Genomic DNA, 24,940 nt, shown 5'->3' on the forward strand with positions numbered 1-24,940 from the left:
GCTGCCTGCAGCCGGCCGCGAACCTTCGGGTAGTGGCGCACGGCGTGTTGGCGAATCCGCCACACGCCCGGACGGCACGGCTGCTGTCGCTGGCAATCCGACAACTTTTCCATTATGGTAAAGCGTGTTCAACATTCGACGGAGACGCGCATGAACGGTGCGGGCGGAACGGGCGGCGGCACGGGACAGTTTTTCCTCGGACTGCTGATGATGTGCGGCGGCTTCTACCTGCTGCTCAACGGCGTGGTGGTCAGTTCCTCGTTCGGGCTGGGCATGCGCCTGTTTGGCGTGGGCGGCTACGGCGTCACCGGCGGCATCATCCTGGTGCCGCTGGTGATCGGCGTCGCCATGATCTTCTATAACGCCCGCAACTACCTGGGCTGGCTGGTGGCGCTGTGCTCGTTCGGCGCGCTGGTGTTCGGCGTGATCGCGTCGGTCAGCCTGAACCTGCGCACCATGACGGCGTTCGAACTGATCTGCATCCTGGTGCTGGCCTTCGGCGGCCTGGGCCTGTTCCTGCGCTCGCTGCGCGCCGGCGCGGTCGAGGAAGGGCGGGTGGCCGGGCGCGCCGGTTCCCGGTGATGCCCCGGCGCCCGTGCGTCGCCGTCAGACCTGCGGATGCACGAGCGGCGCCGGCTGGATGCCGGCGTCGTTCTCGCTGCGCAGGCGTGCGCGCCAGGCGCCCAGCGCCGACAGGGCGGCGTGGAACTTGCGCTCGATCAGGTCGGCCTCCGCCTCGGTGACATTACCATCCGCCAGCGCGCCCGACACCGCTTCCGCGACCGCGCCGACGTCGCTCATCACGCGGCACACGGTCTGCGACAGGTCGTCCTGGCGGGCGCGCTGCGGCTGCGGTACCGTAAAGGCGGCCATGCCGTGCCGCACCAGCAGCGCGTGCAGCGGCAGGTGGGCGTCGGGCAGGCCGGCCGCATGGCAGCGCTCGACGATCAGCGAGACTTCCTCGAACGAAGGGTAGTGCGATGCGATCGACGGCGACAGCTTGTTGCGCAGCACGTTGGGCGACATGTCGAGCGCACGCGCCAGCGCATCGATTCCGCCCGGGAACTTGCGCGCCACGGTGTACAAGGCATCGTGCTGGTTCATGTCAAGATAGCGGCGCGTCATGGTAATCCTTTGATTATTTTACCGGTGCATGTCACCATGCCCATCGTTATCCTTATTCTAACTTTTGACGGCGCCCCTGACCATGTTCAAGCCACTGCACGCTGTGTTCGTCGCGACCTTGCTGCTGTCGATGCCTCTCGGCCAGGCGCAGGATGCGCGCTCGTCCGCCGGCAAGTCGTCCGCGAGCCAGTCGTACAAGAGCGGCTTTTCGTCGCAGCGTTCGCAGGCGCCGGCAAGCAGCTCTGCATCGCAGCGCCCGTCAGGCGGCGGCTTCGGCTCGTTCAGCCGCCAGCCGGCGCCGGCGTCCGCACGCCCGTCGCGCAGCGATACGGCACGTCCGGGCGGGTCCGGTGGCGGCTTCGGTTCGTTCGGCAACGGCGCGGCGGCGCCGCAGCGTTCGGATTCGGCGCTGTCGCAACGCCTGAATAAAAGCACGTCGGAAGCGAACGCGCTGCGCACGCTGGATGCGCGCCGCGAGGCGCAGCGCCAGGCGCAGGAGCGCGAGCAGATGCGCGAACGCATGCAAGAGCGCGACGGGGCGCGGCAGGCGCAGCGCGATGCGCAGCCGGCGCCGGGCTACGGCGGCGGCAATGGCGGTGCCTACGGCGGCTACGGTCCGGGCTACGGCCAGCCGTACGGCGCCGGGGAACCGCCGGCTGCGCGCCGCGGCGGCATCGGCATCGGCGAGGTCATTGCCGGCGCCGCGCTGGCCAATGCCGCGCGCCGCGCGCATGCGCAGTCGAACGGCGGCGGGCAGGCGGCGCCGGGCGGCTACGGCAATGCGGGTTCGGGTTCGGGCGATGGTGGCAGGAACGCGCCGGCGGACAGCGGCTGGAACGGCGGCGTGAACTCGGTCACGCCGCCGGCGGCACCTGCCGCGGGAGCGCCCGCCGCGGGAACGTCCGCCGCAGGAGCGCCTCCTGCCGGCGCCGGCAAGGGCAGCCGCGCCCTCGGCTTCGGCGTCTACCTGGTCGCCACCCTGGTCTTGCTGGCGCTGGCCGTCTGGCTGCTGCGCTTCGCCTGGAAACGCTTGCGCGGCGGCCGCGACGGCAGCAACCCGGACAAACCGGATAAACCGAATTACTCGTTCGAAAGGAATTGAACAGATGGGCTGGAAAGACGTATTCAGCTACGTGCGCGCCGCCGCCGCCGACAAGGGCGTGACGAAGAAAGAGGCGCGCGCCGACGACGGCGTGCCGCTGGGCGCGCGCATCGGCAGCGTGGTGCAGCTGCAGGTGTCGCCGATCGTGCGCGCGCAGGGCGCCGGCTCGCTCGTCGCCATGCCGCAGCCCGGCGACACGCGCATCCTGGCGCTGTCGCAGCTGACCCTGCAGCCGGACACCGCGCTGTACCGCCTGTACCTGGCCACCGGCGATGCCGACGCCAAGGAGCGCTTCCTGCAGGTGCTGGAAGGCGACGGCGACCGGCCGGCCGAAGTGCTGTACTGCACCCAGCTGGCGCGCGTGATCCCGGAGACCGCGGAAGACCAGGATGCCTACACCGGCCAGGCCGGCTACGGCCTGGGCGACCAGGGCTACACCCTGTGGCGCGAGCAGCTGGCGGACACCCTGGACGACGCCACGCTGGCGGCCGCCTTCGGCGACGCCGACCGCCTCGACTACAGCCGCGACGCCGGATCGCCCGGCGCCGCCTTCGTCGCCCCGTTCCAGGGCCGCGAGACGCGCATCGACGACGCGCAGGGCGTGCGCGGCCTGCGCCAGGAATTGTATTTCATGCCGTACGTGCGCCGCCTGCAGGACGGCACACGCGAGTACCTGCTGATCACGACCGAGATCGTCGAAAGCGTCGATGGCGACGCTTCCAGGCGCGGCATCCACGTCGACTTCGTGATCGGCATTCCGATGGAACCGGAGCGCATCGTCGTCCAGTGATGGCATGGCGGCGCGCCGGCAGACTTTTCAACGAAAGGAACAGCAATGAGCAATGCAAGCGGATGGGGACTGACTGCACGACTGGTGTCGAAACACTTCGGCGTCCTGGGCAACCGGATTTCGGAAGCCCTCGCCAACTTCGATCCCGAAACCGCCACCGAGGCCGACCGTGATCGCCTGGTCGAGACCCTGCGCGAAACCGCCAGGCTGCTGGCGACCGCGCGCGCCTCGTTCGACAAGGAGCACAACGACGTGGTCAGCCTGCAGAACCTGATCGCCAGCGACGAGCGCGCCGCCGACAAGCTGGCCGAGCGCCTGGCCGCCGGCACCATCTCGGAAGCCACGGTGACCATGTTCTGCGACGAGCTGGAAGCCAACAAGGCGCGCCTGCCGCAGGAAGTCCAGGAAGAGGCCGACGCCCGCGCCTACATGGACGAGCTGCAGAAGATCGTCGATGCGCTCGGCAAGCAGCTGGCCGACTTCGACGCCCAGGCGAAAAAGGCGATGCAGTCGCTGGCCGCCGCCAAGGCCCAGAAGGACCTCCAGGAAATGCGTATCGAGCGCCAGAGCCAGCTGGCCGGCCTGCACGGCATGCAGGGCAGCTCCACCGCGCTGAACGCGCTCACGCGCCGCGCCCAGGCGGTCAGCAACGAGGCGGCCGGCATGCGCATCGTCGCCGACATCGGCCAGAAGCCGCTCGACCAGCAGGCCGAACTGCAGGCGATCCGCGCCTCGGTGCACCAGCCGGACAACGGCGCGGAGAGCGCGCTGGATCGGTTGAAGCGCCTGTCGGGCAAGAGTGCGGGGCCGGTACCGTTGCTCGGCGAGACGAAGCCGGGCTGATTCCGTCTTCCCCGCGCAGGCGGGGACCCATACATTGCTACCAAGATCGAATACGCCGCGTGGCCACGCAGCTGATCGATTTTTGATGCTCAGCATGGGTCAACGCCTCCGCGCACTACTGTCCAAGATAGTATTGCTGGCCTAAAAACCGTCGTCCCCGCGGAGGCGGGGACCCATATTGAGCATCCACAGTTGGTATTTCTGAAATATCCCAGTTGCTTCACTGGTAATGAATTCTGTTGCTCAGTATGGGTCCCCCGCCTGCGCGGGAACGACGAGCTATGGGTTAAAGCAGAGATAACGATTATCTTGGACAGCAGTGCGCAGAGGCGGGGACCCATACCGAGCATCGGGAATCATCAGCCTGAAATTGTTGACAGACTAATCGAAGGAAATGGTTTCAGAAACTCAGCATGGGTCCCCGCCTGCGCGGGGACGACGGCGGCTTGTCCGCGCCTACTCCTCCGGCCGTATCCGCAGTGTCTCCTCAAAATGCGCGACCAGCGCCTGCACCTTCGGCACCTGCTGGCGGCGCTTCTGCCACACCAGGTGCAGCGGCAGGCCCTGCGTGGCCAGCGCCGGCAATACCTTGACCAGCCGGCCGTCGCGGATGCGCGGCGCCACCAGCCAGGTCGCCAGTTGCGCGATCCCCAGCCCGGCCTCCACCGCCGCCACCTGCGCCTCGGCCTGGCCCAGCACGATGCGGCCCTCGACGTGGCGGCGCGCCGGCGGCGAGCGTCCGTCGCCGACGAACCAGGGGCTGGCGCTGCCGTCCGCGCGGCCGTACAGCACCGCGTCGTGCTCGAACAAGCGCTCCAGCGAATCCGGTTCGCCGTGGCGCGCCAGGTAGTCCGGCGCCGCGCAGAACACCAGTTCCTCGCTGCCCAGGTAGCGGTAGCCAAGCGTCGCCGGCCAGGCATCCGGCCCGCCGATGCGCACCACCACGTCCAGCCCGTCCTCGACCACGTCGACGAAGCGGTCGGTGAACGATACCTGCGGCGCGATGCGCGGGTGCGCGCGCGCAAAGGCCAGCAACGACGGGATGGCGTGCAGGCGCCCGAAGGTCGCCGGCATGTCCACGCGCAGGCGCCCGGACGGTTCGATGTGCTCGCTCGACAGGTCGCGTTCCGCCGTCTCCAGCTCTTCCAGCACGCGCACGCAGGCCGCGTAAAACAGTTCGCCGGCGTCGGTCATGGCCAGGCGCCGCGTGGTGCGGTCGAACAGCTGCTTGTGCAGGCGGCCTTCGAGCCGGGCGATGGCCTTGCCGACCGCGGAATTGGTCAGATTCAGGCGCTCGGCGGCGGCCGTGAAGCTGCCGGCTTCGGCGACGGCGACGAAGGTTTCCAGGCCTTTCAGGCGTTCGGCCGGCGTCATGGCCCGGTGGTTTTCGGAATTTTGTTCCATAATAATGTGGAATTTATATCCAACATGAGAATCCTGTTCTTTTATACCATGAGGCGAACTGCTTTATGGAATAAATAGCAATGTCTCATTTGAAATCCGTTGATACGGGTGCCGGCGCCCGCCGTGACACCGCCGCCGCCGCCGCTGCTGGCAGCGCCGGTACCCTCCCGATCGTCATCCTGGCCGTGGCCGCGTTCGTCATCGTCACCACCGAATTCCTGATCGTCGGCCTGTTGCCGGCGCTGGCGCGCGACCTGCACATTTCCGCCGCCGCCGCCGGCCAGTTGGTGACCCTGTTCGCGGTCGTGGTCATGCTGTGCGGCCCGTTCCTGACCGCCTGGCTGGCGAACGTCGACCGCAAGCGCCTGTTCGTCGCCATCCTGGTGCTGTTCGCCGGCGCCAACGCCCTGGCGGCGCTGGCGCCCAACCTGTGGGTGCTGGCCCTGGCGCGCCTGCTGCCGGCGCTGGCGCTGCCGGTATTCTGGGGCACGGCCAGCGAGACCGCCGCGCAGATCGCCGGACCGGGCCGGGCCGGGCGCGCCGTTTCCACGGTCTACCTGGGCATCTCGGGCGCGATGCTGTTCGGTATCCCGCTCGGTACCCTGGCCGCCGACGCCATCGGCTGGCGCGGCGCCTTCGCGCTGCTGGCGGCCTTGTCGCTGGTGGTGGCGGTGCTGGTCGCCGCCAGCATGCCCACCGTGCGCGCCAGCACGCCGGTGGCCATGGGCGCCCAGGCGCGCATCTTGAAAAGCCCGTTCTTCCTGGCCAACGTGGCGCTGTCGGTCCTGGTGTTCACCGCCATGTTCACCGGCTACACCTACCTGGCCGCCATGCTGGAACAGGCGGCCGGCATCGCCCCGGCGCGGGTGGGCTGGTGGCTGATGGGCTTCGGCGCGGTCGGCCTGGTCGGCAACTGGCTGGGCGGCCTGTGGGTCGACCGCAAGCCGCTGGCCACCACGGCGCTGTTCTGCATCGTACTGGCGCTGGGCATGGCGGCCGTCATGCTGCTTGCCGACGTGCGCCCCGGCCCCGGCATCGGCTTCGTGCTGGCGCTGGCGGTGTGGGGCATCGCGAATACCGCGCTGTACCCGATCTGCCAGATCCGCGTGATGAAGGCCGCGTCCGGCGCGCAGGCGCTGGCCGGCACCATCAACGTGTCGGCGGCCAACGGCGGCATCGCGCTGGGTGCGGCCATCGGCGGCGCCGCGGTGTCGGGCTGGGGCGCGGGACAGGTCGGCTACGTGGCGGCGGGCATCGCGCTGCTGGCCGCCGCGGTCGCCGCCACGCTGGCAGCCAACGCCAAGTAGGGTGGACGTATGCCCCGCCGGCCATGTGCAAGCCGGCGTCCCCGATTTTGATCATCAAGTACAAGGAGATGCGACATGACCACCGATTTCGACCGCAGCGACAACCAGCACCGCCCGCCGTTGGGCGCCACCAGGGAGGCGGGCGACGCGCCGCTGATCGTCACGCCGACCTTCGTCAGCCGCGTCGACGATACCGCGCGCGGCGAACGGCCGCAGGATGCCGGGTCGTCGAAGAGCAGGCACGGGCACGAGGTCCACTTCCCCAACTGGCGCCCGCACGCGCTGGCGCTGGAAGGCGACCCGAACCTGGCCTATGAACACTGGGACGAATACTGGCGCAAGGTGCACGGCCCGAAGTTCGCCTGGGACGAGCCGGGCAGCTCGTCGGCGCTGGTAGTGCGCTACGACCAGGTGCACCGCATCGCCTCGGGACCGTCGTCGTTCTTCGCGCCGCCGTACCGCGCGATGATCGGCGAGGACGGCAAGCTGCCTTCCGATCCGGAAAAGCGCGTGCCGGCCTACCGCCGTCCGCGCTGGGACGGCTTCGCCTACATCGCCTATGCCGAACGGGACGACATCGAGCGCACGCTGAAGCAGGACAAGTTCGACCGGCGCATCGTGGCCGACGAGCAGGTGGCGTTCCGCATGGTCACGCGCGAGATCACGCGCGAGTACATCCTGGTGCCGAGCGCGCGCCACCGCGACCCAATCAGCTTGGTCAAGATCCACGTGCGCCGCCCGGAACTGTCGCGCGAGGCATTCCAGCGCCGGCTGCTAAAGGAGCATGCGGCGCTGGTGCTGGCCAGCCCGGCCACGCGCGCGCTGGTACGCCGCTACGCCCAGCTGCACAACATCGGCTCGACCCAGCACGACCCGGAAGGCAGCAAGATCGACGCGGTGTCGGTGCTGTCGTTCGCCTCGCTCAACGATGTCGAGGACTACCTGGTGAGCAGCGAGCACGCGGCGCTGCAGGCGTCCGAGGATGCGCTGGCGGGCGAGGGTTCCGAGTGGTGGACGGCGATCAACTACAGCGTGATCAACCGGCTGGGGCCGGAAGTGGCGACGCGCCTGCCGGACGAGACGCCCTGACGCGCGGCCGGCACACGAGATGCCCTGACGCGCGGCCGGCGCACGAGATGCCGTGACGCGCGGCTGGCGCGTCAAGGATCCAGTGCGATCACCTCGTCGCCCGGCCGCGCCTCGCAGCCGGCGCCGAGCGGCTCCCAGCCGTGCCGCACCACGATGTGGGCCTGGTCGTGGCACAGTTCCACGCGGCGCGCCGCCGGCGCCTGGCGCCGCACGAAGTCCTCGATGGTGGCCGGCAGGCTCACGTGCAATGCCAGCGCGTACAAATCGTCGGGCGGGTGGTCGTCCAGGTGCACCAGCGGCACGAACTGGCCGGCGAACAGGGCCAGGTGCGAGGGAATCCTGACGGTGGCGGCGCCGTAGCCCTGCGCGTGCAGCCAGGCCTGCGCAGCGGCGCGCGCCGTGGCGAGGCCGTCTCCCTCGTCGAGATGGCCCCAGGCATTGGCCAGCAGTTCCGCCACCCACTGGTTGCAGTTCTGGTAGCGCGTGCCGAACACGTAGGCATTGGCGCTGTAGCGGCCGGCCAGCAGCGCCAGCGCCAGGCGCTTGTCGGCGGCGGCGCGCGCCAGCGCGGCGGCCTGCTCCCCGGGCAGGAACAGCAGCGCCACGTGGCCGCGCAGCGGCGCGTCGGCGCCCAGCGCGAAGCCGGCGATGCCCTGGTCGAACAGGCGCGGACGCGATTCGTCGCAGGCGTAATACAGCTGGCGCACGTTCCAGGGCGCGTCGGCATCGTCCTTGATGGCGATGCCGGTGTGCGAATACACCAGGTCGAAGCGGCTCAGATCGGTGCCCGAGCGGGCGATCAGGGCGACCCGTTCGCCGGAGCGCGCCAGTTCCGTCTTGACCGCGGCGGCGAAGCGCAGCACGCGGTCCTGGTCGGCGGCGGTGATGTGGTCGGCGCGGTCGCAGAAGGTGGGCAGGCCGGCCCATGCCGGCGCGCCGGCGAGCAGGAAAAACGCGGCCAGGGCGCCGGTGAACAGGCGCTTTAACACGGGAAGAATTCTCGGACAGCGATCAGATGGTGACCTGGCGCGACCCCAGTTCGCGGTACCAGTCGTTCTGCAGCGCCAGGAAGAACGGGCGCTGGGTGTCGGCATAGCCGAATTCGTAGCCGTATACGCGTTCGGTGACCTGCACCAGCTCGCCCGCGTTGACGGCGCGCTGGGCCAGGGCGCGGTCCGGTACGTCCAGGTAGAACTCCTGGGAACCGGCGCCGCCGTCGGCAGCGCGCAGGGTCATGCGCGTGGTGTCCGCCTTGGCGGGCGCGCGCGCGACGTCGATCACGCGGTACTGGCCGGCGGCCACGCGCTTGTCGCGGTTGGAGCTGTTGCTGGAGCCGCCGATCGAGTCGGAAATGCTGGCCGACGAAGCCGATCCCGCGCTGGACGCCGACGAGGCGACGCTGTCCGCATGCGCCGGCAGGGCGCAGGCGCCGGCGAACGTCAGGAAGCAGATCGCGCGGGAGATGTTGGAAATGGTCATGAAACGGTCCTCGATGTCGGCTGGGTCGCCTCATGGTACAGCGCCGCCGCCCGGCTGCAAAGATAGAGTGGCCATTTGGCAAGAAAAGTGTTGCGCAATGAGCAAACGTTTGCGGCGTCGGCGCTGTTCAGCCAATGAACGAATCGAACTGCATGTCGAATTCCTGCAGCGCCTTTTGCGCGTTCTGCATCTTCTTGCGGAATTCCGGGCCGCGCTGCAGCGCCAGGCCGACCGCCAGCACGTCGATCACCACCAGGTAGGCCAGGCGCGCCGAGATCGGCGTGTACGGGTCGGTGGCGAACACCAGGTCGATCGGGATCAGGCAGGTCGCCATGTCGGCCAATGCCGTGCCCGAGGGCGCCAGCACGATCACGTCGGCGCCGCCGCGCCGGGCCAGCTTGGCCGAGCGCACCAGGGCCGGGTTGTTGCCGCGCTGCGAGATCGCCACCAATGCGTCGCCTTCGCGCAGCAGGGCGGCGGCGATGGCGTGGATGGCCGGGTCGGTGTACGACACGGTCGGCACGCCCGAGCGGAAGAATTTGTGCTGGGCGTCGGCGGCGACGAAGCCGGACGAGCCCTGGCCGTAGAATTCGATCTTGTTGGCGCGCGACAAAATGTCGAGCGCCTTCTGGATCAGCTCGGGTTTCAGGTTGTTGCGCAGGTCGAGCAGGGTATTGATCGAGCGGCTGCAGATTTTATTCACCAGGTCGGCCGCCAGGTCGTCCTGGGACGGTTGTTCGCTGTTGCCGGGCAGGGCCAGCGCCAGGCCCTGCGCCAGTTTCAGCTTGAACTCGTGCCAGCCGTCGTAGCCGAGCGTGCGGCAAAAGCGCACCACGGTCGGCTCGGACACCTGCGCGCTCTTGGCCAGCGCCGTGATGTTGCGGCTGACCGTGGCGCCGGGCGCGGCCAGCACCGCCAGCGCGACCTTGCGCTCGGACTTCGAGAGCGAGTCGAGCTGGGTGCGGATCGAATCGAGGAGCAAGGCGGATTCCTTCCGTCGCCGTCAGTCTTCCGGCAGCGCTTCTTCGCGCCACTGCAAGCCATCGCGGCCGATCAGCGCGGACGACGCGGCCGGTCCCCAGGTGCCCGAGGTGTACGGCACCGGCGAGCTGTCGTCCTGTTCCCAGTGTTCCAGGATCGGCTCGACCCATTCCCAGGCGGCCTCCAGCTCGTCGCCGCGCATGAACAGGGTCAATTGGCCGCGCAGCACGTCGAGCAGCAGGCGCTCGTAGGCTTCCATGCGCGGCGCCTTGAACTGTTCGCGGAAATCGAGTTCCAGCTCGGCCTGCTTCAGGCGCATGCTGTCGCCCGGCGTCTTGGCCATCAGGTTCATCGACAGGCCCTCGTCCGGCTGCAGGCGGATCACCAGGCTGTTCGGCTGGAAGCTGGAAGTCGGCTGGTTGAAGATCGAGTGCGGGATGGTCTTGAAGCGCACCACGATCTCGGCCAGGCGGTCGGCCATGCGCTTGCCGGTGCGCAGGTAGAACGGCACGCCGGCCCAGCGCCAGGTATCCACCTCGGCCTTCATGGCGACGAAGGTCTCGGTCTTCGACTGTTTCGGCGCGTCCGGCTCGTCGCGGTAGCCCGGCACCGGCTGGCCGTCGACATAGCCGGAACGGTACTGGCCGCGCACGATGTTCTGCGCCAGCGTGGTGGGCGTGAAGCGCTTCAGCGAACGCAGCACCTGCAGCTTGGCGTCGCGCACGGCGTCCGGCGCGATCGAGGCCGGCGGCTCCATGGCGACGATGCACAGCAGTTGCAGCAGGTGGTTCTGCAGCATGTCGCGCAGCGCGCCCGAGTTGTCGTAGTAACCCAGGCGGTTGCCGACGCCGATCTTTTCGGCGATGGTGATCTGCACGTCGGAAATCCATTCCCGGCGCCACAGCGGCTCGAACAGGATGTTACCGAAGCGCAGCGCCAGCAGGTTCTGCACGGTTTCCTTGCCGAGGTAGTGGTCGATACGGTAGATCTGCGATTCCGCGAACACCTTGCCGACGTCGGCATTGATCTGCTTGGCCGATTCCAGGTCGCGCCCGAGCGGCTTTTCCAGCACCACGCGCGAATTCGGCGTCACCAGCTTGTTGGCGGCCAGGTTGTCGCAGATGCGCGCGAACAGCGAGGGCGGCGTGGCCAGGTAGTACACGCGCGTGAGCGATTCGTCGCGCAGCGCCTCGACCAGCGGACCGAAGCCTTTCTTGTCGCTGGCATCCAGTGCAACATACGTGATGCGCTGCAGGAAGGTGCGCCAGGCCTGGTCGTCGACGCTTTCCTTGACGTGCGGCTTGGCGTTGCTCTCGACCATGGCGATGAACGCATCCTGCGACATGTGGTCGCGGCCGACGCAGATGATGCGCGCTTCAAGCGGCAAGTCGTTGCACACGTCGCGCGCATACATCGCGGGCAACAGCTTGCGCATCGCCAGGTCGCCGCTGCCGCCGAAGAAAACGAGGTCGAAATCGGAAAGAGCCATGGTGTCCAGGAGGGAAAATCGTCGATGATGTAAATTTACTACACGAATAATGGATTCGCAAGAAAATTTACTACGTTTGAAGTCGGCGAAAGGATGCCAAGCGCATATGGTGCCATATTCATTCGTCGCGGGACGCTGGACTGGGATCGTGCTCGTCAGTCAAGTCGGGTTCAGGCAATGCTCGTATCGTAGATGCCGGGGTCGTAGTGTTCCATCAGCGATGTAGGCCTCAGCGGCGCCGTGAAGCCGAAGCCGGCGTAGAGTCCATGCGCATCGCCGGTGGCCAGCGTGAACCGCCGCAGGCCCTGCAAGTCGGGATGCGCCATCACGGCCTGGACCAGGGCATTGCCGTAGCCGCGTCCGCGGTGGGCGGGCAGGACGAACACGTCCACCAGGTTGGCGAAGTTGGCGCCATCGGAAATCACGCGCGCGAACGCCACCTGCGCCGTGCCGAGGTAACCGCCGAAGCACAGGGAGCGGTCGATGGCGCGTTCCAGCGTGGCGAACGGGATGTGGCGAGCCCAGGTCGATTGCTCCGAGAGAAAGTGGTGGATGAGCGTATGACCGGGCTCGGTTTGCTCGGCGTTATGTGGAATACGTGTTGGAAATCCATTCGGGTCCCACAAGTAGACGAAAACTGGTGTGTCAAGATTTTGCCTGTGAAGACGAGTCTGTAAAAAATGTCTTTAAGCAGATGGCCAGATCATGCTGGGAAGGTCACGGCGCCGCCAGCACGGCGAGTCTGGCAACAGCCTTGCAAACGGCGACATTGAATTTCTTCTGGTCCTTGGCGTCGTCCAGCGTCAGTCTCGACATGAGGATTTTTTCGTCGGTATCTCCAGAGATGCCATACAGATGTAACTGCTGACCTTTGACCTCATATGCCAACGCACCATCGAAACCATGCTTCAGCGTCGCGTCGCGAAAGCCCGTCAACAACTTGCCGAGCCGCTTGCGCTTGGCCTTGTCACTTACTGCGGCCATGGCCAAGTCGCCGGTCAGTTGCGGCGGCAAGTTCGTGAAGTAAACATTGGCGACATTCAGCATGGTTTCATTGCAGTCGGCGACTTTTTCGGCTTTGTGATCCACAACGAATTGCTTGACCGCCTTAGTATAGGGCGTGCCTGATGCGTTGCTGACAGCGGCAATACTTAGTCCATCGGGAGAGCCTGCATGGGCTGTAGTGGCGCCGGTGATCATCGCCGCCAGCATCAGTATGGGTTTGAAGTGTTTCGTCATTGTGTTTTTTCGTTTGTACTCGAGGCGGAGTTGGCGATGTTCAGAAAATTTTTGTTGACGTCGGCAATATTGACGATGTCCGGTTCCGGTTGCGATTTGGCATATTCCTCATATGTCACTGGAATATAGAAAGCGTGGAATTTTTGCTCCAACACTTTGCCATTAAGTTTAAACCTGGCAGACACTTCCCCGAGTTTGTATGGAGACAATTTTAATCGGTCGCTCTGGTTGCCGCCGAGCCCTGCGATATCGCCTTGCGTCGTCTTGCCATACACAAACGTCACGTGCCCGGTGCCATGCGCCTTGCCCGTCTCCTGAAAATAGTTGCGCATTACCATGATGGCCCCATACACCGGCTTGTCGATCTTCTTGAATTTCTTCGACCAGGTCGCGAATTGCGACGACGCGCTTTTCTCGTATGGCGCGCCAGCCGTCATCAGGCAATAATTGGCGAACGATGCGCACCATGGCGTGGTGTTCATGTTGCCCCCCAGGCCGACGCGTTTGTGGAAATTGCCGGTCACGGTGATGATACTCTCGTCCTTGCCGGCCCATTTCTTTGCTTCCTCGATCGCTACCGGCATCCACGGCGCCGTCTTCTGGTCGGCCGGCACGATGGCCAGTGGCTGTCCCGTTCCTTCCTTGCTGCGTGTCAGGTCGGCGCCGGCCGTGGGTGGTGGGACTGCATGCGTCTTCGCGGCTGTGCCTTGTGCAGGCTTGGGCTTCGGCGCCGTCCGTGGCGCAGCGGTTTTCATCCTGCCGGATGGCGGCCCGTAGATCCCGATCACCTGACCGATATAGATCTTGGCCGCATCCTTGATGGCGGGATTGTCCTGCATGATCTCGGCCACGGTCGTGTGGAAACGTCCGGCCAGGATACCAAGGGTTTCCTTGCGCGCCACCACGTGGTCGAACGGCTTGCGCGCCGGGTTGGCGACGCTGGTCGGCGGCTTCTTCGGCGCGGTGGGGGCTTCGTAACTGACCAGGTCATGCAGTAGCAGATGCGCACTGGAAACGCCATCCATCACGAACTCGAACTGCTTTTTCCATGCGCCGCTCAGGTCGGGAAAATGGATTTCGACCTTCTTGCCCGGCTGCGTGTGGGCGATCCTGGGCAGCTGGCCGCTGGAGTCGGTCTTCTTTTCGTAGGTCTTGTCGCCGATCTTGATTTGTGCCGGGAGGTTCGGCTTGGGCATGGCGCCATCGGAGATGGTGAGCAACGTGGTCGGGATTTCCTGCTCGAGGCGCGTTTTCTGCTTGCCATGGAAACCTTCGCACTTTTCCATGGCATCGAGCACCTCTTCCATCTTTGCATCGGAAATATCGCTCAATCTGGTCGTGATCGGCAAGCCGGTATGCTTGCTGATGTCGTTGGCATAAGCGAGCGGATCGTTATTGTCCATGGCCGGTGCATAACCTTTCATCAGTGTCCCCGGCATATCGGGATCAGGAATCCCTGTCAACATCGTATAGATGGTACGGTCGTTATAGGCACGACGTAGCAACTGCTTTTTCTGCAGCCGGCCTTCGGCGTAACTCTTGAATATCAGGAACGAGGCATTTCCTTTGGTCTTGCCGATGCCGATGGCACCCATGATCAACTTCTTGCCCTTGGGCGTCGGACGGATATTACCGGGATTATTGAAACGCCATGCGATCGTGCCGCCGGTACGCAGCAGATGCGTTCCGTCATCGCCGGCGTAATCGACAGTTAGGGTATCGGCATCATATTTGGCACTGATGAATTCGCGCGTCATGAACAAATCCTATTTCTTTATTTTGGTAGCGACTTCCTTTTTCAATACTTGCTCGACCGTTAGTTTCGCATTGGCGGGATAATTCCTGGAGGACGTCTTCTTGAAGAAATAAGCTGGACCGTCCGTATCGTTGTCTCCGGCTTGGGTGAATCGGTACCAAGTTACCGAAATCGGCGCGACGACGCGCGGCTTGGTTTCGGCAATCACGACCTCGACACCATTGGCGCCGGCCACCACGGCGGCATCCGCGACGGTCTGCTCGCCTTGGGAAATACTGAACCAGGTCAAGGCATTCCTGTTGTCGCCGTCGAGCACTGGAGCATGCATCCATTCTTCGCCAGGCTTGCTTTCGAAGTAGAACGTCAGGCTGCGCTTGTAGGCCAGGATATCCTGGTACGTACCAGTGATCAGAATAAGTTTGCCACCCAGGACCTGCCATTGATGCATGCCTTGCTGTTCGGATGACACGCTGGTATTAGCGGTTGGTGTGGCGGCAATGGCGCCACCCGCTAGTGCCAGGCAAGACGTCAGCACGACGGTATTGAAAATGCTCTTGATCATGGTTTAATCGTCTCCCTCCGGATTGGTAATGAGTTTACGAAGTAGATTTGGGCTCAGGTGCAGCGATGCATCGAGACCATCCAGTTGCGAAGCATAGGGGCCGAAGTCTTCTTCGAATTCCGGCTCATCTTCGTCCTCTTCGCGGTAGAAGTCGTTGTCCAGCCGCTCGAACTCCGGCATCGGCTCGCTCGCCGCCAGGCGGACGCTGCGCCAGCTGTCCTGGCCGAGTTGCAGCGTGAGCTGGTCCTGGTCCGGAAATTCCAGGCGCGGCAGGCGGCCATCCTCGCCCACTACGCCGGCGGCAACCTGCTTGCCGAGCTTGTCGAGGATGTGGTACGGCTTGCCGACCATGCCCAGTGCCCCCACCGCGGCGTCGGCGCCGGGGAAGGCGAAGCGCAGGCTGTGTGGACCGGTCTCGGCGGCCGGCATTGCGGCGAATGCGGCGTCCAGGTTTTGCGGACCGGTGGCGGCGTGGCTGGCCGCGTGGGCCACCCATTTGCCGGCGGTTCCCTGCTCGATGCCCTTGGCGCTGATGCGGATGAAGCTGCCGCCCGCATGCAGCAGGATTTCCTTGTCCGCCGCGATTTCGATATTCTGCTTGGTGCTGATCAGCTTGAGCACCTGTTCGGCGATGATCTCGATATCGTCGCTCTGCGCCTGGATTTCTACCTTGCCCTTGGCGGCGAACAGCTTCATGCCCGCCTTCTGGACGAACACACTGAGCTTGTCGGCCAGGCTGGCCAGCAGGCTTTTCCCGGTCGAGATCGACAGGTGCTCTCCCGTGGTCAGGACGGTGTGGCGGTCGCTCTGCAGATGCGTGCTGCGCGCCGTGCTGGCGGCGATGCCGGCCGGGCTGGACAGCACCAGCTGGGGCTCGGCCAGTTCTCCCTGGGCTTTGCCGCTGCCGCGGATGGCCTCGTTCTGCGCGGCGAGCGCGACACCGGCCGCAGCCTGGTCGACCTCCTGTTGTTGCGCCAGGTGCTGCCGTGCCAGGTCCGCCATCTGGTCGTGGCGCTCGCGCGCAGCGTTCAGGCGGCCGACCGTCTCGCCCATGTCCTTGGTATGGCCGGCGGCATTATCGCGCGCCTCGGTGGTCAGGAGCATGCCCATGCCGGCGCGCGCCACGCCCCAGGCGTTGGTGGCCAGTTCCCAGCCCTCGCCGCGCTCGTCCTTGCGTCCGCTGTTGTCTTCCACACGCGTGATATGGCCCAGCGAAAGCTGGCTGTGCTGGTGGTCGCTCTTGAGCTGCGCCTGGATCTTGTTGTAGGTGTCGTCCAGGATCAGGTGGTTGCTGCGTCCGCCCGCCGCATTGCCGGTATCGGGCGCCAGCTCGCGGCTGCGCAGTCCCGTCAGGGCTTGCTGGGTCGGCTGCTGCCAGGGCGGCATGTTGCGTTCGTTGAAGACACTGCCGGTGACGATGGGGCGGTCGGGCGAGCCGCCCAGCCACTGTACGATCACTTCGCTGCCCACGCGCGGCACGGCCGCCGCGCCCAGCTCGCCGCCGGCCCAGGAACTGGCTACCCGCAGCCAGGCCGAGCTGCGCTCGTCTTCGACGCCCTCGCGGTCCCAGTGGAATTGGACGCGGATGCGGCCGTACTCGTCGGTATGAATGCTGTCCGGTCCTTGCGGGCCCACCACGGTGGCCGTCTGGGGCGCCAGGATGCGCGTGTCGGTGCTGTTGTAGCCGCGTCCCGGACGCCATGGAATCTGCCTGCGGATGCAGCGCATGGTGTTGCTGTAATTCGCCGGTTGGCTATTCTGCAAATAATTGTTGCGCGCCAGGTGGCGCACTTCCAGCACCAGGAATTCGTTCTTGCCCTCGTCGTCCGACTGCACGGCGTCGTCGAGGAAATGGTCACGCAGGACGAACCAGCGTCCCGGCTGCACGAAGCGGTTGTTGCCGCTGCCCTCGAAATGCTTGGCGGCCGCTTCCGCCTCTTCGATGCGCAGCCGCGCGAGGCGGTCGCCGTCCTGGCGGCCGCTGAAGCCGTAGGCGCCGGTGTATTCGTAGGATTCCACACCGAGTACGCTTCCCTGCCGGTTCACCGTCGACACGCCGACCTGTGCCGGTATCGGCTGCTTGAAATTGAATGCGCTCAAGGCCACATTGGACAGCGCGATGCTGCGCACCGGCGACCACTGGGCGATGCCATCTTCCTCGATCGCGCCGCCATGGCTCTGGAAGCGTACCTGGGCGGCGCCGTCGATGGCATCGGCATAGCGCGAACTGTCGGAGAGCACCAGCTTGTGTCCCAGCGCGGTGTGTTCGTACCAGTAGTGCCAGCCGGCCGCCTCCCAGCGCCGGTGCAAATAGTTGTGGTCGGTTTCGTCGAACTGGCAGGCATCCGTCATCGGCGGGTCGTCGCCCTGGATGCGGCAATCCCAATCGGGCAGGACGGAGTAGTCGGCGAAAATGCTTTCCGTCTGCGCGCGCAGCGACTTGCCGTGGAAGAGGTAATTGTCTTTTCGCAGGCTGAGATACTTCAGCCATGGCGCCAGCAGGGCTTCGTAGAACGCGAAGCCGCCATCGGTGGTGATCAGGCGGAAGCTGAAGACGTAGCCGCTGAAATAGCGCACGCTGCCGTCGCCGCGCACCAGTTCGACGGTCATCAGCTTGCCCTGCATTTCCTTCAGGGCCAGCGTGGCGCTATCCGACAGGAGTTCGACCCGGTATTCGAAATCGCGCGACAAGGATTCGATCGCGTCGAGCTGATTGGGCAGCAATTGCACATCCGGACCGTCGTCGTGGGGAAAGGAGATACGCAGAATGCGCTTGTTTTGCGCATCGTTGAATACCAGATCATGAATCGATTGGACGAGCTTTTGCATTCGATTTCTCTGTCAAATACCTTTATCGGATCGGATCAAAAGTGAAACGAATTATTCATTAACGTAGATACATGTATTCTAAGCAAATAATTAGCGGAACGATCGAATTGCTGCTTATCGTGCGCCCTAACGAGCCCGCTGTGCTACCGCTCAGCAGTACTGGCACTGCTATTGCGCATCGTCTGGTCGGGCAAAGCGGGACAGGAAATCGGTCCTGGTAACAGTCCGCGTAATTTTCGTGTCTGCACCGATATAGACGTCGACGCGGCTGAACGGCGGTTTGATTTCCACGCCATCGCGGCTCGCGAGAGGCAGGCTGACATCGATCACATAGCCGGGACGAGGGCGGCGGGCGGTACGGAACTCGACGCTTTCACCAGGGTCCAGGTGGTGCTTTACGATGTCGTTGTCTTCATTGAAGAAATAGGTGACAGGCGTGGTAGCGGAGGCGGCATAATGCAGGAACACGACTGGCGACGTATAGGCGTTCGCGACAAGGACAAACCACATCAGTGCGATTGCACCGGCAAGCGCCAGCAATTTCTTTGGCATGGATAAGATTGTTATTAAGAACATTGATGTGTGCGCTTGGCGATGTCATCGCCACTGCCCCAGGGCGTGGGCACGCCGACGATAGCCTTCAGCAGGATCGCCACCGTCAGCGTGGCCGGCTTCGCCTGCTTGTACAAGGCGACGCCCAGCTTGATGGAGATATGGTCTGGAACATCGTCGAGTGCATTGGCCCAGTTGCCATTTTCAGGGTGGTGCTGAATCCGCGGGAACCGGGGCTTCGCCAAGTCGCGTCCGATGTCGCTGCCAGCCTGGGCCAGTCCGGCGCCACCCAACAATTCACCGAGGCTGAAACCACATGCGGCGCCGACGTAGCCGTAATGGATGTTGGACCAGATATCGTAGAAATAATCGTCATTGCCATAGCGCTGCCAACCCCTGCGGAAGATCTGCTGTTTGCGCAGGCGCTCCGCCAGAATCGGCTTGTGGTCCCATGGCCGGCCCGGCCCGACCCGCTCGGCCCAGATGGTGTAGGCCGCAGCCTTTTTGCCCATTGCAATACCGGTATAGTCGGGCGGGCCGCCCAACCTCGCATACCATGGCAAGGCATTCCATTCATCCATTTCCTTGGCGATGTCGTAGGCATTCGCCTCTGTCATCTTCTTGCCCTGTTCGGTGAACGGATTGCGTTTCATTTCCGTGACCATGTATTCGGCAATGTCGACCACGTCGTTGCCATGGTTGCAAACGGGTAATCTTTTTGCGGTGGCGTCGGTCACCGGGGTGGTGTTGATGGCCGCGACCAGCCGCATCGGCCTGCCATTCCTGTCCAGTACGGCGCTCATGCATTGTCTTCCAGGTAGATGCGCACATGTTCCCGTTCCAGCGTCTGCTTGAGCAGGTGAGTGTGGCCTTCGGCGTCGGTAGTGCCGTGCTCGACGCTGCCGTCCTCGCGCTCGATGGCGTAGTCGACGTAGGCAAGCGGTTCGCCGCTGCCGGCACCCAACAGCACGTAACGGTCGTCGTAGCGGCCGGGTACCCACAGCGCTTCGTCCTGCGCTGCGGCGGCGAGGCCGGGGGCAGCCGGTGCAGCCGCCGCCGGCTGGAAATAAGCTGTGGTAACCGGTGCGCCGGATGGGTCGTCAATGCCATGAATACCGTTGAGGGTCGACATCAGCGGGCAGCCACCGCTGGTTTGGTCGCCATGCAGCGCCTGCGGCAGGCCATCCGGCAATGTAAAGTGGTGCGGCCCTGCCTTGACCACGCAGTTCTTCCCGCATTTCATGGGACTGCCGTCATGGGCGAGTGGCTTGCCATGGCTCGTATAGGCCGGGTGTCCGTGTTCTACGTGACCGCCGCATGCCGCGGCATCGCCTTCACGTATCCAACCGATGATACTCATGGTAGTAACCCCGTATTGACAGGACGGATTCATATTTTAACAGCAACAAAATACAGCCCGAAACGTATCGTGCTCCACAGCGGCCATGCAAACCAAGAGCCACGAACGTGACAATCCATGAGTTTTTCTCGGTGGCAATTTGCTATGCTGACTGGAATGGCCGGTTTGCGTTATCGCCGCAATGCGTGCCTGTCCCGCTCAACCAATTCAAGAAACAATGAACCAGCAAAAAAAACCAGCGTCCATGATGGCCTTGACCTTGGCGGCATGCCTTTCATTTCCAGCGGCTGTGAATGCAGCAGAGTCGCCGCGCGATCCGTCGGCCGTAATTGCGTCCCTTGGCAACCGTATCTATTCGCTGGCAGAAACGACAGGAAAGACCGACGACATGGTCGCGGCCGAAACCGAGGCGGCCAACGAGATACGCCGCTATATTGCGAATGGTTTGACGAAGGGATTGCTGGCGAAGGAAAAGGGAAAGGGGTCGCCGCTGGCGCTGGCCGCCTATCTCGGCTATCCGAACGTGGTCGACGCATTACTGACATCCGATAGCGTCAGGCGCCATGTCAACGATGTCGACGAAATGGGAATGACACCATGGATTGCGTCCACCCTGTCGCTAAGGCAGAGCATGCCGGCGTGTAATCCGCAGATCGCGGAAAACGTGCTCGCATTGGTGCCGATCATTGTCACGCAGCCTTATTACGTATCGAACCCGGTGGCGCCGTATCGGAAGACACGCGAGTTGCTGGCGCAGGCGGGAGCGTCGGCCGACATGAGCAAGGCGAAGGAAATATGGTTTGGCGTTTGCAAGAACCAGTCGGCTGACGGAAAAAAGAAGGTGCGTGACAGCACGGACATGCAAAAGACGGTGCAGGAACTCGGCATGGCGGAATTAAGCGCGCAGCTTTCCAACTTGCAGAAGAAGATGGGAAGCGGGTCGGGAAAGTAATCACGGTGAAGGTGAGCGGGGTCGCCATGAGATCCACCGACACGGGTTTCGGGGCGAGGGGCGCGGCCCACCGATGCGTCGTCGAAGACAGGACGCTTGCTGGTACGGCGAGACGAAGCCAAGGCGGCCATGGGGTTCGTGTCAGTGGCGCTCAGGCAACCGCTTCAAACCTCGGTCATCCTGGATGCGGTGCTGCCGAACGCGATCCGGCCATGCTCGAGCCGAATCACCCGGTCGGCCGCGGCAATGGTCTCGCTGCGATGCGCCACCACGATGCGCGTGATCTTGAGCGCCTTCAGCGCGGCATTGATCGCGCCCTCGCAAGCCGCATCCACGTGCGAGGTGGCTTCGTCCAGCACCAGCAGGCGCGGGCGCCGGTACAGGGCGCGCGCCAGCAGCAGGCGCTGCTTCTGGCCGCCGGACAGCGCCGCGCCCATGTCGCCCACCGGCGTCTCGGCGCGCAGCGGCATCGCCATCACGTCGCCGGCCAGGGCGGCGGTGCGCAGGCAGTGCCAGACCCACTCCATGTCGATCGCCTCGTCGAAAAAGGCGACGTTCTCGGCGATCGTGCCGCTCAGCAGTTCGTCGTCCTGCATCACCACGCCCAGGCCGCGCCGCACCGCCTTCGGTCCCCACGCCGCCAGCGGCTGGCCGTCCAGCAGCACCTCGCCGGCGCTGGCCGGATACAGCCCGCACAGCACTTTCAGCAGGGTCGACTTGCCGGCGCCGGACGGGCCGACGATGGCGACGAACTCGCCCGGCGCGACCCGCAGCGACAGGTTCGAAAACACCGGCCGCTCGTGCGGCGCGTAGGCGAACGCCAGGCCGCGCAGTTCGATGCCGCCGGCGATCTCGATGCCGGCGCACGCCGGCGGCGCGTCGATGTCCTTTTCCTTGGGCGTGAGCACGATGTCGGCCAGGCGGTGGCTGTACAGGCTCGTCGTGCGCCATTTGATGTACTGGTCCACCAGCAGCGCCGCCTTGGCGGAAAACTGGGTCTGGTAGCTGAGGAAGGCGTACAGCACGCCGATCGTCATTTGGCCGTCGATGATGGCGCGCACGCCCATCCAGGTCAGCACGATGCGCAGCAAGCCGTCGAGCAGCGACTGGATCGTGGAAAAGGAGAGATTGGCCAGCGTCAGGCGCTGGTCCTGGCGCAGGCTGTCGGCCAGCTTTTGCGACCAGTGCAGTTCGCGCTCGTTTTCCGCGCCCATCACCTTCAGCGTCTGGATCGCGCGCACGGTCTCGATGCGCTTGCCATTCTCGGCGATCCTGGCCATCATCGCCGCGCCGCCGAATTTCATGTTCAGCGGCAGCGCCGCCAGCCGGGTCAGCGCGTACAGCAGCAGCCCGCCCAGCGTGACCAGGCTCAGCGGCAGGGACACGAAGGCCATCATGGCGAGGGTGACGATGGCCAGGATGCCGTCCACCACCGCCGACACCAGCGTGCCCGAGACCAGGTCGCGCACCGGGCCGATGGCGTCGAAGCGCGACAGCACGTCGGCCAGCCGGCGCCGCTGGAACCACGGCAGCGGCAGGCGCACCATGTGGCGGAACAGGCGCGTCGTCATGTCCCAGCCGAGCGCGCTGGTCAGGCGCGCCACCAGCACCCCGCGCAGGAGGGACGCGCAGGCATTGAAGGCACAGAACAGGCCGAAGCCCCAGGCCAGCACGCTCAAGAGCTGGGCATCGCCCTTGAGCGCCGCCTCGTCCACCGCCAGCTGGATGAAGAAGGGCGTCGCTACCATGTAAATTTGCAGCAGCACCGACAGCAGCAGGATTTGCAGCAGCGGCGACCAGGTGTCGCGGCCGAAGCGGAACCAGGAGGCGGTCGCCAGTTCGCTGGGCGCGCTGCGCCGCTTGAATTCCGGGCTGGCGCGCAGTTCGAGCGCGGCGCCGGTGAATTGTTGCGAGAGTTCCTTGGCGGTCGGCGTGATGCGGCCGACCGCGGGATCGTGCACCACCAGCCGCGAGCGGCCGGCCTTGACCAGCACGACGAAATGCTGGAAACCCCAATGCAGGATCGCCGGCGTGCGCAGCTGCGCCAGTTCCTCGATCTCGCAACTCACCGCGCGCCCGGTCATGCCCATGTGGGTGGCGATGTCGCGCACCTCGCGCATGGTCAGGCCGCGCGAGGACATCGGATACAGGCGCCGCAGCGTGGCCAGGTCGACGCCGACGCCGAGCTGTTGCGAGGCGACGGCCAGGCATACCAGGCCGCAGTCGGCGACTTCGTCCTGCAAAGGGTAGTCATGCATGATAGGCGTTTCCAGTCATCGTCATGGCGGACTCATTCCATCCGCTTGTTCAACACGTACTCTTCCTTTTCATCGTGTAAGCCATCGTCGCTGTCCAGGTTTCCTCCTTTGTCGATGATCACCGTGTAGCTGACCGGCCTGGCGCCGCCGGGGGTGACCTTGTATCCCAGGAAAAACAGGTACAGGCCCGGCTGGCCGCAGGCAGTCGCCAGCTTGCCGTACAGGTTGTTGCCCAGCAGGGCGTGTCCCAGGGGCGATGTGCTCAGGTCCACCGGCGCCGGCGTATCCGTATCCGATTCGGCCTGGAAACGGACTGCTTTCGCGCTCCTGTCGAATGCCAGGGAATAGCTGGCTTCCTTGCAACTGGCCCGATAGGTCACGGACGCCGCCGGGGCCAGCCGTGGATGGCCACCGGCGTGGATCGTGACCGTGTCGCTCAATAGGCCTGATACGCCCGATGTGCCCGCGCAAGCCAGCAGGGGAAATGCGCACAGCGTCCCCATTCCCATTCTTGTTTTCATTCATCGACCTTTCCAGATACGTGAAAGCCCTCTGCGGAGCCGTCGGCATCCCGCAGGGGGTAGATAGGCGCATTTCACCAAGACCGGAATTCACTCCATCGAGTTGCGCAATATTTCGTTTTCGTTCGTTTCATACAGCGGTTCGTTGTGACTCAGGATGCCTCCCTTTTCGATGATCACCATATAGCCCACCGGTTTCGGGCCGTTGGCGCCGGCCTTGTAGCCGTTGAATTGCAGGTACAAACCCGGCATGCCGCAGGCGAGTGTCACCTTGCCATGCAGTTTCTTGTCCAGAAAAATCTGCCCCAATGGCGACCTGGCCAACTCCACCGGCGCCGATACATCGCCTTCGACGTGGAAAGCGACGGTTTTCGCCGTCCCGTCGGATTCCAGCGCATAGGTTGCCTCCGGGCAGGTGGCGCGGTACGTCACCGACGACGACACGGCGGACTTGGGATGTCCGCCGGCGCTGGCCGTGACCGTGTTGCCGGGTACGCTTGCGCAAGCCAGCAGAGGAAACGCGCATATCATCCCCAGACCCATTTTTGTTTTCATTCATTCACCTTTTTTAGATGTGGCGCTTCAAAGCGATTGCGCTGTTCCATGGCTTCTCTTCATCAATCAAAAGTCTTTCGAAATGTCGGCACCGGGTTTGTCGAAGCGGGAACCCTTGTGGTATTCGAAAGAATCGCCGGATTTCATGTCGACGATGTACATCAGCGCATTCGGATCGACACGGGGTTGCGACAGCATGTCCCTGTAGCTGTCGATGTCGTGCCTGGAAGGCCGGCTCTGGTCGATGCTGAAGTCGTATGGATGGTCATGGACCCAGGCGACGACGGTGTCGCCCGGCTGCAGCGTGTAGCCGGTCGTGACGCTATCGAAGTCGCCGCTGCTGATCGGACCCACCTTCAGCGTACCTTCGCCCGTGCGGACGATCATGCAGCCATGTTCGTTGCCGTCGAGGTTGGCCAGCGCCTTGATCTGGGTCGCCGCTTCCAGCACCACGTTGCGGACGGTGTCGATGTGGACGTTGGCCGGCGCGAATTCCGGCACCGGGCTGGCATGATGCTGTCCGACCCCGTAGTCGCCGGCAACACCGCCGCCGCCGCCGGCGTCGCTGTTGCCGTCGCCGTTGCCGTAGCCGCCCCAGGCGCCGCCGCCGGCGTCGCCCGGATACCACGGCTCGGGCTCGGCATGGCCGACGATGGTGATGCTGGTGGTCCAGGAGTTCCAAGTCGACACCTTGCGGCCACCGGCGATCAGGTCCAGGACGTCATCAGGAATAGTGCGCATTTCAAT

The 24,940-nt window shown here is 64.6% G+C and carries 25 protein-coding genes; 7 read left to right on the plus strand and 18 right to left on the minus strand.

The features are described 5' to 3' along the window. Positions 1-150: 150 nt before the first annotated feature. Complete coding sequence (locus tag HH212_RS13935) at positions 151-582, plus strand: hypothetical protein (protein WP_170203025.1); 432 nt, start codon at positions 151-153, stop codon at positions 580-582. 24 nt (positions 583-606) lie between these two features. Here HH212_RS13935 and HH212_RS13940 read toward each other — a convergent pair whose 3' ends face one another. Continuing rightward, the gene (locus HH212_RS13940) at positions 607-1,125 is read right to left on the minus strand and encodes a phage regulatory CII family protein (protein ID WP_170203026.1); all 519 of its coding nucleotides are present in this window, start codon (positions 1,123-1,125) and stop codon (positions 607-609) included. Positions 1,126-1,207: 82 nt separating this feature from the next. Between HH212_RS13940 and HH212_RS13945 the strand changes: the two genes are divergently transcribed. From HH212_RS13945 to HH212_RS13955, 3 genes are read left to right on the plus strand one after another with little or no spacing between them, the layout of a single operon-like run. After that, the gene (locus HH212_RS13945; protein WP_170203027.1) at positions 1,208-2,227 is read left to right on the plus strand and encodes a hypothetical protein; all 1,020 of its coding nucleotides are present in this window, start codon (positions 1,208-1,210) and stop codon (positions 2,225-2,227) included. Positions 2,228-2,231: 4 nt separating this feature from the next. Further along, positions 2,232-3,017 (plus strand): DUF2491 family protein, encoded by a 786-nt coding sequence (locus HH212_RS13950; RefSeq protein ID WP_170203028.1) that lies wholly within the window; start codon positions 2,232-2,234, stop codon positions 3,015-3,017. 45 nt (positions 3,018-3,062) lie between these two features. Then, complete coding sequence (locus tag HH212_RS13955; protein WP_170203029.1) at positions 3,063-3,860, plus strand: hypothetical protein; 798 nt, start codon at positions 3,063-3,065, stop codon at positions 3,858-3,860. A 456-nt stretch (positions 3,861-4,316) separates the two neighbouring features. Here the strand turns inward: HH212_RS13955 and HH212_RS13960 are convergent, their stop codons facing one another. Beyond that, on the minus strand, positions 4,317-5,264 hold the full coding sequence (locus HH212_RS13960; protein WP_229217275.1) for a LysR family transcriptional regulator: 948 nt from the start codon (positions 5,262-5,264) through the stop codon (positions 4,317-4,319). A gap of 170 nt (positions 5,265-5,434) precedes the next feature. Between HH212_RS13960 and HH212_RS13965 the strand changes: the two genes are divergently transcribed. Both HH212_RS13965 and HH212_RS13970 read left to right on the plus strand, forming a co-directional pair. Further along, the gene (locus tag HH212_RS13965; RefSeq protein WP_229217742.1) at positions 5,435-6,571 is read left to right on the plus strand and encodes an MFS transporter; all 1,137 of its coding nucleotides are present in this window, start codon (positions 5,435-5,437) and stop codon (positions 6,569-6,571) included. A gap of 75 nt (positions 6,572-6,646) precedes the next feature. Further along, positions 6,647-7,660: an EthD domain-containing protein gene (locus tag HH212_RS13970; protein WP_170203031.1), complete on the plus strand. Its 1,014-nt coding sequence runs from the start codon at positions 6,647-6,649 to the stop codon at positions 7,658-7,660. A 71-nt stretch (positions 7,661-7,731) separates the two neighbouring features. Here HH212_RS13970 and HH212_RS13975 read toward each other — a convergent pair whose 3' ends face one another. The 12 genes from HH212_RS13975 to HH212_RS14030 form a co-directional block, all read right to left on the minus strand. Then, positions 7,732-8,649 (minus strand): DUF2145 domain-containing protein, encoded by a 918-nt coding sequence (locus HH212_RS13975; protein ID WP_229217276.1) that lies wholly within the window; start codon positions 8,647-8,649, stop codon positions 7,732-7,734. A gap of 22 nt (positions 8,650-8,671) precedes the next feature. Continuing rightward, complete coding sequence (locus HH212_RS13980; protein ID WP_170203033.1) at positions 8,672-9,139, minus strand: hypothetical protein; 468 nt, start codon at positions 9,137-9,139, stop codon at positions 8,672-8,674. A gap of 127 nt (positions 9,140-9,266) precedes the next feature. Then, positions 9,267-10,121, minus strand: coding sequence for an SIS domain-containing protein (locus HH212_RS13985; protein WP_170203034.1), 855 nt, complete (start codon positions 10,119-10,121; stop codon positions 9,267-9,269). A 21-nt stretch (positions 10,122-10,142) separates the two neighbouring features. After that, positions 10,143-11,609, minus strand: coding sequence for a glucose-6-phosphate dehydrogenase (zwf, locus tag HH212_RS13990; RefSeq protein WP_170203035.1), 1,467 nt, complete (start codon positions 11,607-11,609; stop codon positions 10,143-10,145). Positions 11,610-11,779: 170 nt separating this feature from the next. Beyond that, the gene (locus tag HH212_RS13995) at positions 11,780-12,205 is read right to left on the minus strand and encodes a GNAT family N-acetyltransferase (protein ID WP_170205435.1); all 426 of its coding nucleotides are present in this window, start codon (positions 12,203-12,205) and stop codon (positions 11,780-11,782) included. Positions 12,206-12,326: 121 nt separating this feature from the next. Beyond that, the gene (locus tag HH212_RS14000) at positions 12,327-12,848 is read right to left on the minus strand and encodes a hypothetical protein (RefSeq protein ID WP_170203036.1); all 522 of its coding nucleotides are present in this window, start codon (positions 12,846-12,848) and stop codon (positions 12,327-12,329) included. Next, positions 12,845-13,687, minus strand: a complete 843-nt coding sequence (locus tag HH212_RS27830) for a TIGR02594 family protein (RefSeq protein WP_441295195.1) — start codon at positions 13,685-13,687, stop codon at positions 12,845-12,847. The genes HH212_RS14000 and HH212_RS27830 overlap by 4 nt, the downstream gene beginning before the upstream one ends. A gap of 927 nt (positions 13,688-14,614) precedes the next feature. After that, complete coding sequence (locus HH212_RS14010) at positions 14,615-15,166, minus strand: hypothetical protein (protein ID WP_170203038.1); 552 nt, start codon at positions 15,164-15,166, stop codon at positions 14,615-14,617. A 3-nt stretch (positions 15,167-15,169) separates the two neighbouring features. Beyond that, the gene (locus HH212_RS14015) at positions 15,170-17,995 is read right to left on the minus strand and encodes a type VI secretion system Vgr family protein (protein WP_170203039.1); all 2,826 of its coding nucleotides are present in this window, start codon (positions 17,993-17,995) and stop codon (positions 15,170-15,172) included. 168 nt (positions 17,996-18,163) lie between these two features. Then, positions 18,164-18,547: a hypothetical protein gene (locus tag HH212_RS14020; RefSeq protein ID WP_229217277.1), complete on the minus strand. Its 384-nt coding sequence runs from the start codon at positions 18,545-18,547 to the stop codon at positions 18,164-18,166. Positions 18,548-18,561: 14 nt separating this feature from the next. After that, positions 18,562-19,350 carry a polymorphic toxin type 44 domain-containing protein gene (locus HH212_RS14025; protein WP_170203040.1) on the minus strand — a complete coding sequence of 263 codons (789 nt, stop codon included), beginning with the start codon at positions 19,348-19,350 and terminating at the stop codon, positions 18,562-18,564. Continuing rightward, positions 19,347-19,940 (minus strand): PAAR domain-containing protein, encoded by a 594-nt coding sequence (locus HH212_RS14030; protein ID WP_308633206.1) that lies wholly within the window; start codon positions 19,938-19,940, stop codon positions 19,347-19,349. The genes HH212_RS14025 and HH212_RS14030 overlap by 4 nt, the downstream gene beginning before the upstream one ends. A gap of 184 nt (positions 19,941-20,124) precedes the next feature. Here HH212_RS14030 and HH212_RS14035 point away from each other — a divergent pair, with 184 nt between their 5' ends. After that, positions 20,125-20,859 carry a hypothetical protein gene (locus tag HH212_RS14035; protein ID WP_229217278.1) on the plus strand — a complete coding sequence of 245 codons (735 nt, stop codon included), beginning with the start codon at positions 20,125-20,127 and terminating at the stop codon, positions 20,857-20,859. Positions 20,860-21,023: 164 nt separating this feature from the next. Here the strand turns inward: HH212_RS14035 and HH212_RS14040 are convergent, their stop codons facing one another. The 4 genes from HH212_RS14040 to HH212_RS14055 form a co-directional block, all read right to left on the minus strand. Beyond that, positions 21,024-23,117, minus strand: coding sequence for a peptidase domain-containing ABC transporter (locus HH212_RS14040; RefSeq protein ID WP_170203042.1), 2,094 nt, complete (start codon positions 23,115-23,117; stop codon positions 21,024-21,026). Positions 23,118-23,149: 32 nt separating this feature from the next. Beyond that, positions 23,150-23,638, minus strand: a complete 489-nt coding sequence (locus HH212_RS14045; RefSeq protein ID WP_170203043.1) for a hypothetical protein — start codon at positions 23,636-23,638, stop codon at positions 23,150-23,152. Between the two features lie 90 nt (positions 23,639-23,728). Continuing rightward, entirely contained in the window at positions 23,729-24,193 is a 465-nt protein-coding gene (locus HH212_RS14050) for a hypothetical protein (RefSeq protein ID WP_170203044.1), read from the minus strand. 66 nt (positions 24,194-24,259) lie between these two features. Then, entirely contained in the window at positions 24,260-24,934 is a 675-nt protein-coding gene (locus HH212_RS14055; protein WP_170203045.1) for a hypothetical protein, read from the minus strand. Positions 24,935-24,940 lie beyond the last annotated feature (6 nt).

Source organism: Massilia forsythiae, from assembly GCF_012849555.1.
In the GTDB taxonomy this organism is placed as follows: domain Bacteria; phylum Pseudomonadota; class Gammaproteobacteria; order Burkholderiales; family Burkholderiaceae_D; genus Telluria; species Telluria forsythiae.

Bases quoted from the DNA above. Each gene is read 5' to 3' on its own strand.
- HH212_RS14055 (WP_170203045.1), bottom strand. From the start codon at position 24,934: ATGCGCACTATTCCTGATGACGTCCTGGACCTGATCGCCGGTGGCCGC.
- HH212_RS14040 (WP_170203042.1), bottom strand. From the start codon at position 23,117: ATGCATGACTACCCTTTGCAGGACGAAGTCGCCGACTGCGGCCTGGTA.
- HH212_RS14025 (WP_170203040.1), bottom strand. From the start codon at position 19,350: ATGAGCGCCGTACTGGACAGGAATGGCAGGCCGATGCGGCTGGTCGCG.
- HH212_RS13935 (WP_170203025.1), top strand. From the start codon at position 151: ATGAACGGTGCGGGCGGAACGGGCGGCGGCACGGGACAGTTTTTCCTC.
- HH212_RS13950 (WP_170203028.1), top strand. From the start codon at position 2,232: ATGGGCTGGAAAGACGTATTCAGCTACGTGCGCGCCGCCGCCGCCGAC.
- HH212_RS14000 (WP_170203036.1), bottom strand. From the start codon at position 12,848: ATGACGAAACACTTCAAACCCATACTGATGCTGGCGGCGATGATCACC.
- HH212_RS14050 (WP_170203044.1), bottom strand. From the start codon at position 24,193: ATGAAAACAAAAATGGGTCTGGGGATGATATGCGCGTTTCCTCTGCTG.
- HH212_RS14045 (WP_170203043.1), bottom strand. From the start codon at position 23,638: ATGAAAACAAGAATGGGAATGGGGACGCTGTGCGCATTTCCCCTGCTG.
- HH212_RS14010 (WP_170203038.1), bottom strand. From the start codon at position 15,166: ATGATCAAGAGCATTTTCAATACCGTCGTGCTGACGTCTTGCCTGGCA.
- HH212_RS13955 (WP_170203029.1), top strand. From the start codon at position 3,063: ATGAGCAATGCAAGCGGATGGGGACTGACTGCACGACTGGTGTCGAAA.
- HH212_RS13945 (WP_170203027.1), top strand. From the start codon at position 1,208: ATGTTCAAGCCACTGCACGCTGTGTTCGTCGCGACCTTGCTGCTGTCG.
- HH212_RS13980 (WP_170203033.1), bottom strand. From the start codon at position 9,139: ATGACCATTTCCAACATCTCCCGCGCGATCTGCTTCCTGACGTTCGCC.
- HH212_RS14035 (WP_229217278.1), top strand. From the start codon at position 20,125: ATGAACCAGCAAAAAAAACCAGCGTCCATGATGGCCTTGACCTTGGCG.
- HH212_RS13940 (WP_170203026.1), bottom strand. From the start codon at position 1,125: ATGACGCGCCGCTATCTTGACATGAACCAGCACGATGCCTTGTACACC.
- zwf (WP_170203035.1), bottom strand. From the start codon at position 11,609: ATGGCTCTTTCCGATTTCGACCTCGTTTTCTTCGGCGGCAGCGGCGAC.
- HH212_RS13960 (WP_229217275.1), bottom strand. From the start codon at position 5,264: ATGGAACAAAATTCCGAAAACCACCGGGCCATGACGCCGGCCGAACGC.
- HH212_RS14015 (WP_170203039.1), bottom strand. From the start codon at position 17,995: ATGCAAAAGCTCGTCCAATCGATTCATGATCTGGTATTCAACGATGCG.
- HH212_RS14020 (WP_229217277.1), bottom strand. From the start codon at position 18,547: ATGCCAAAGAAATTGCTGGCGCTTGCCGGTGCAATCGCACTGATGTGG.
- HH212_RS13970 (WP_170203031.1), top strand. From the start codon at position 6,647: ATGACCACCGATTTCGACCGCAGCGACAACCAGCACCGCCCGCCGTTG.
- HH212_RS27830 (WP_441295195.1), bottom strand. From the start codon at position 13,687: ATGCAGGACAATCCCGCCATCAAGGATGCGGCCAAGATCTATATCGGT.
- HH212_RS14030 (WP_308633206.1), bottom strand. From the start codon at position 19,940: ATGAATCCGTCCTGTCAATACGGGGTTACTACCATGAGTATCATCGGT.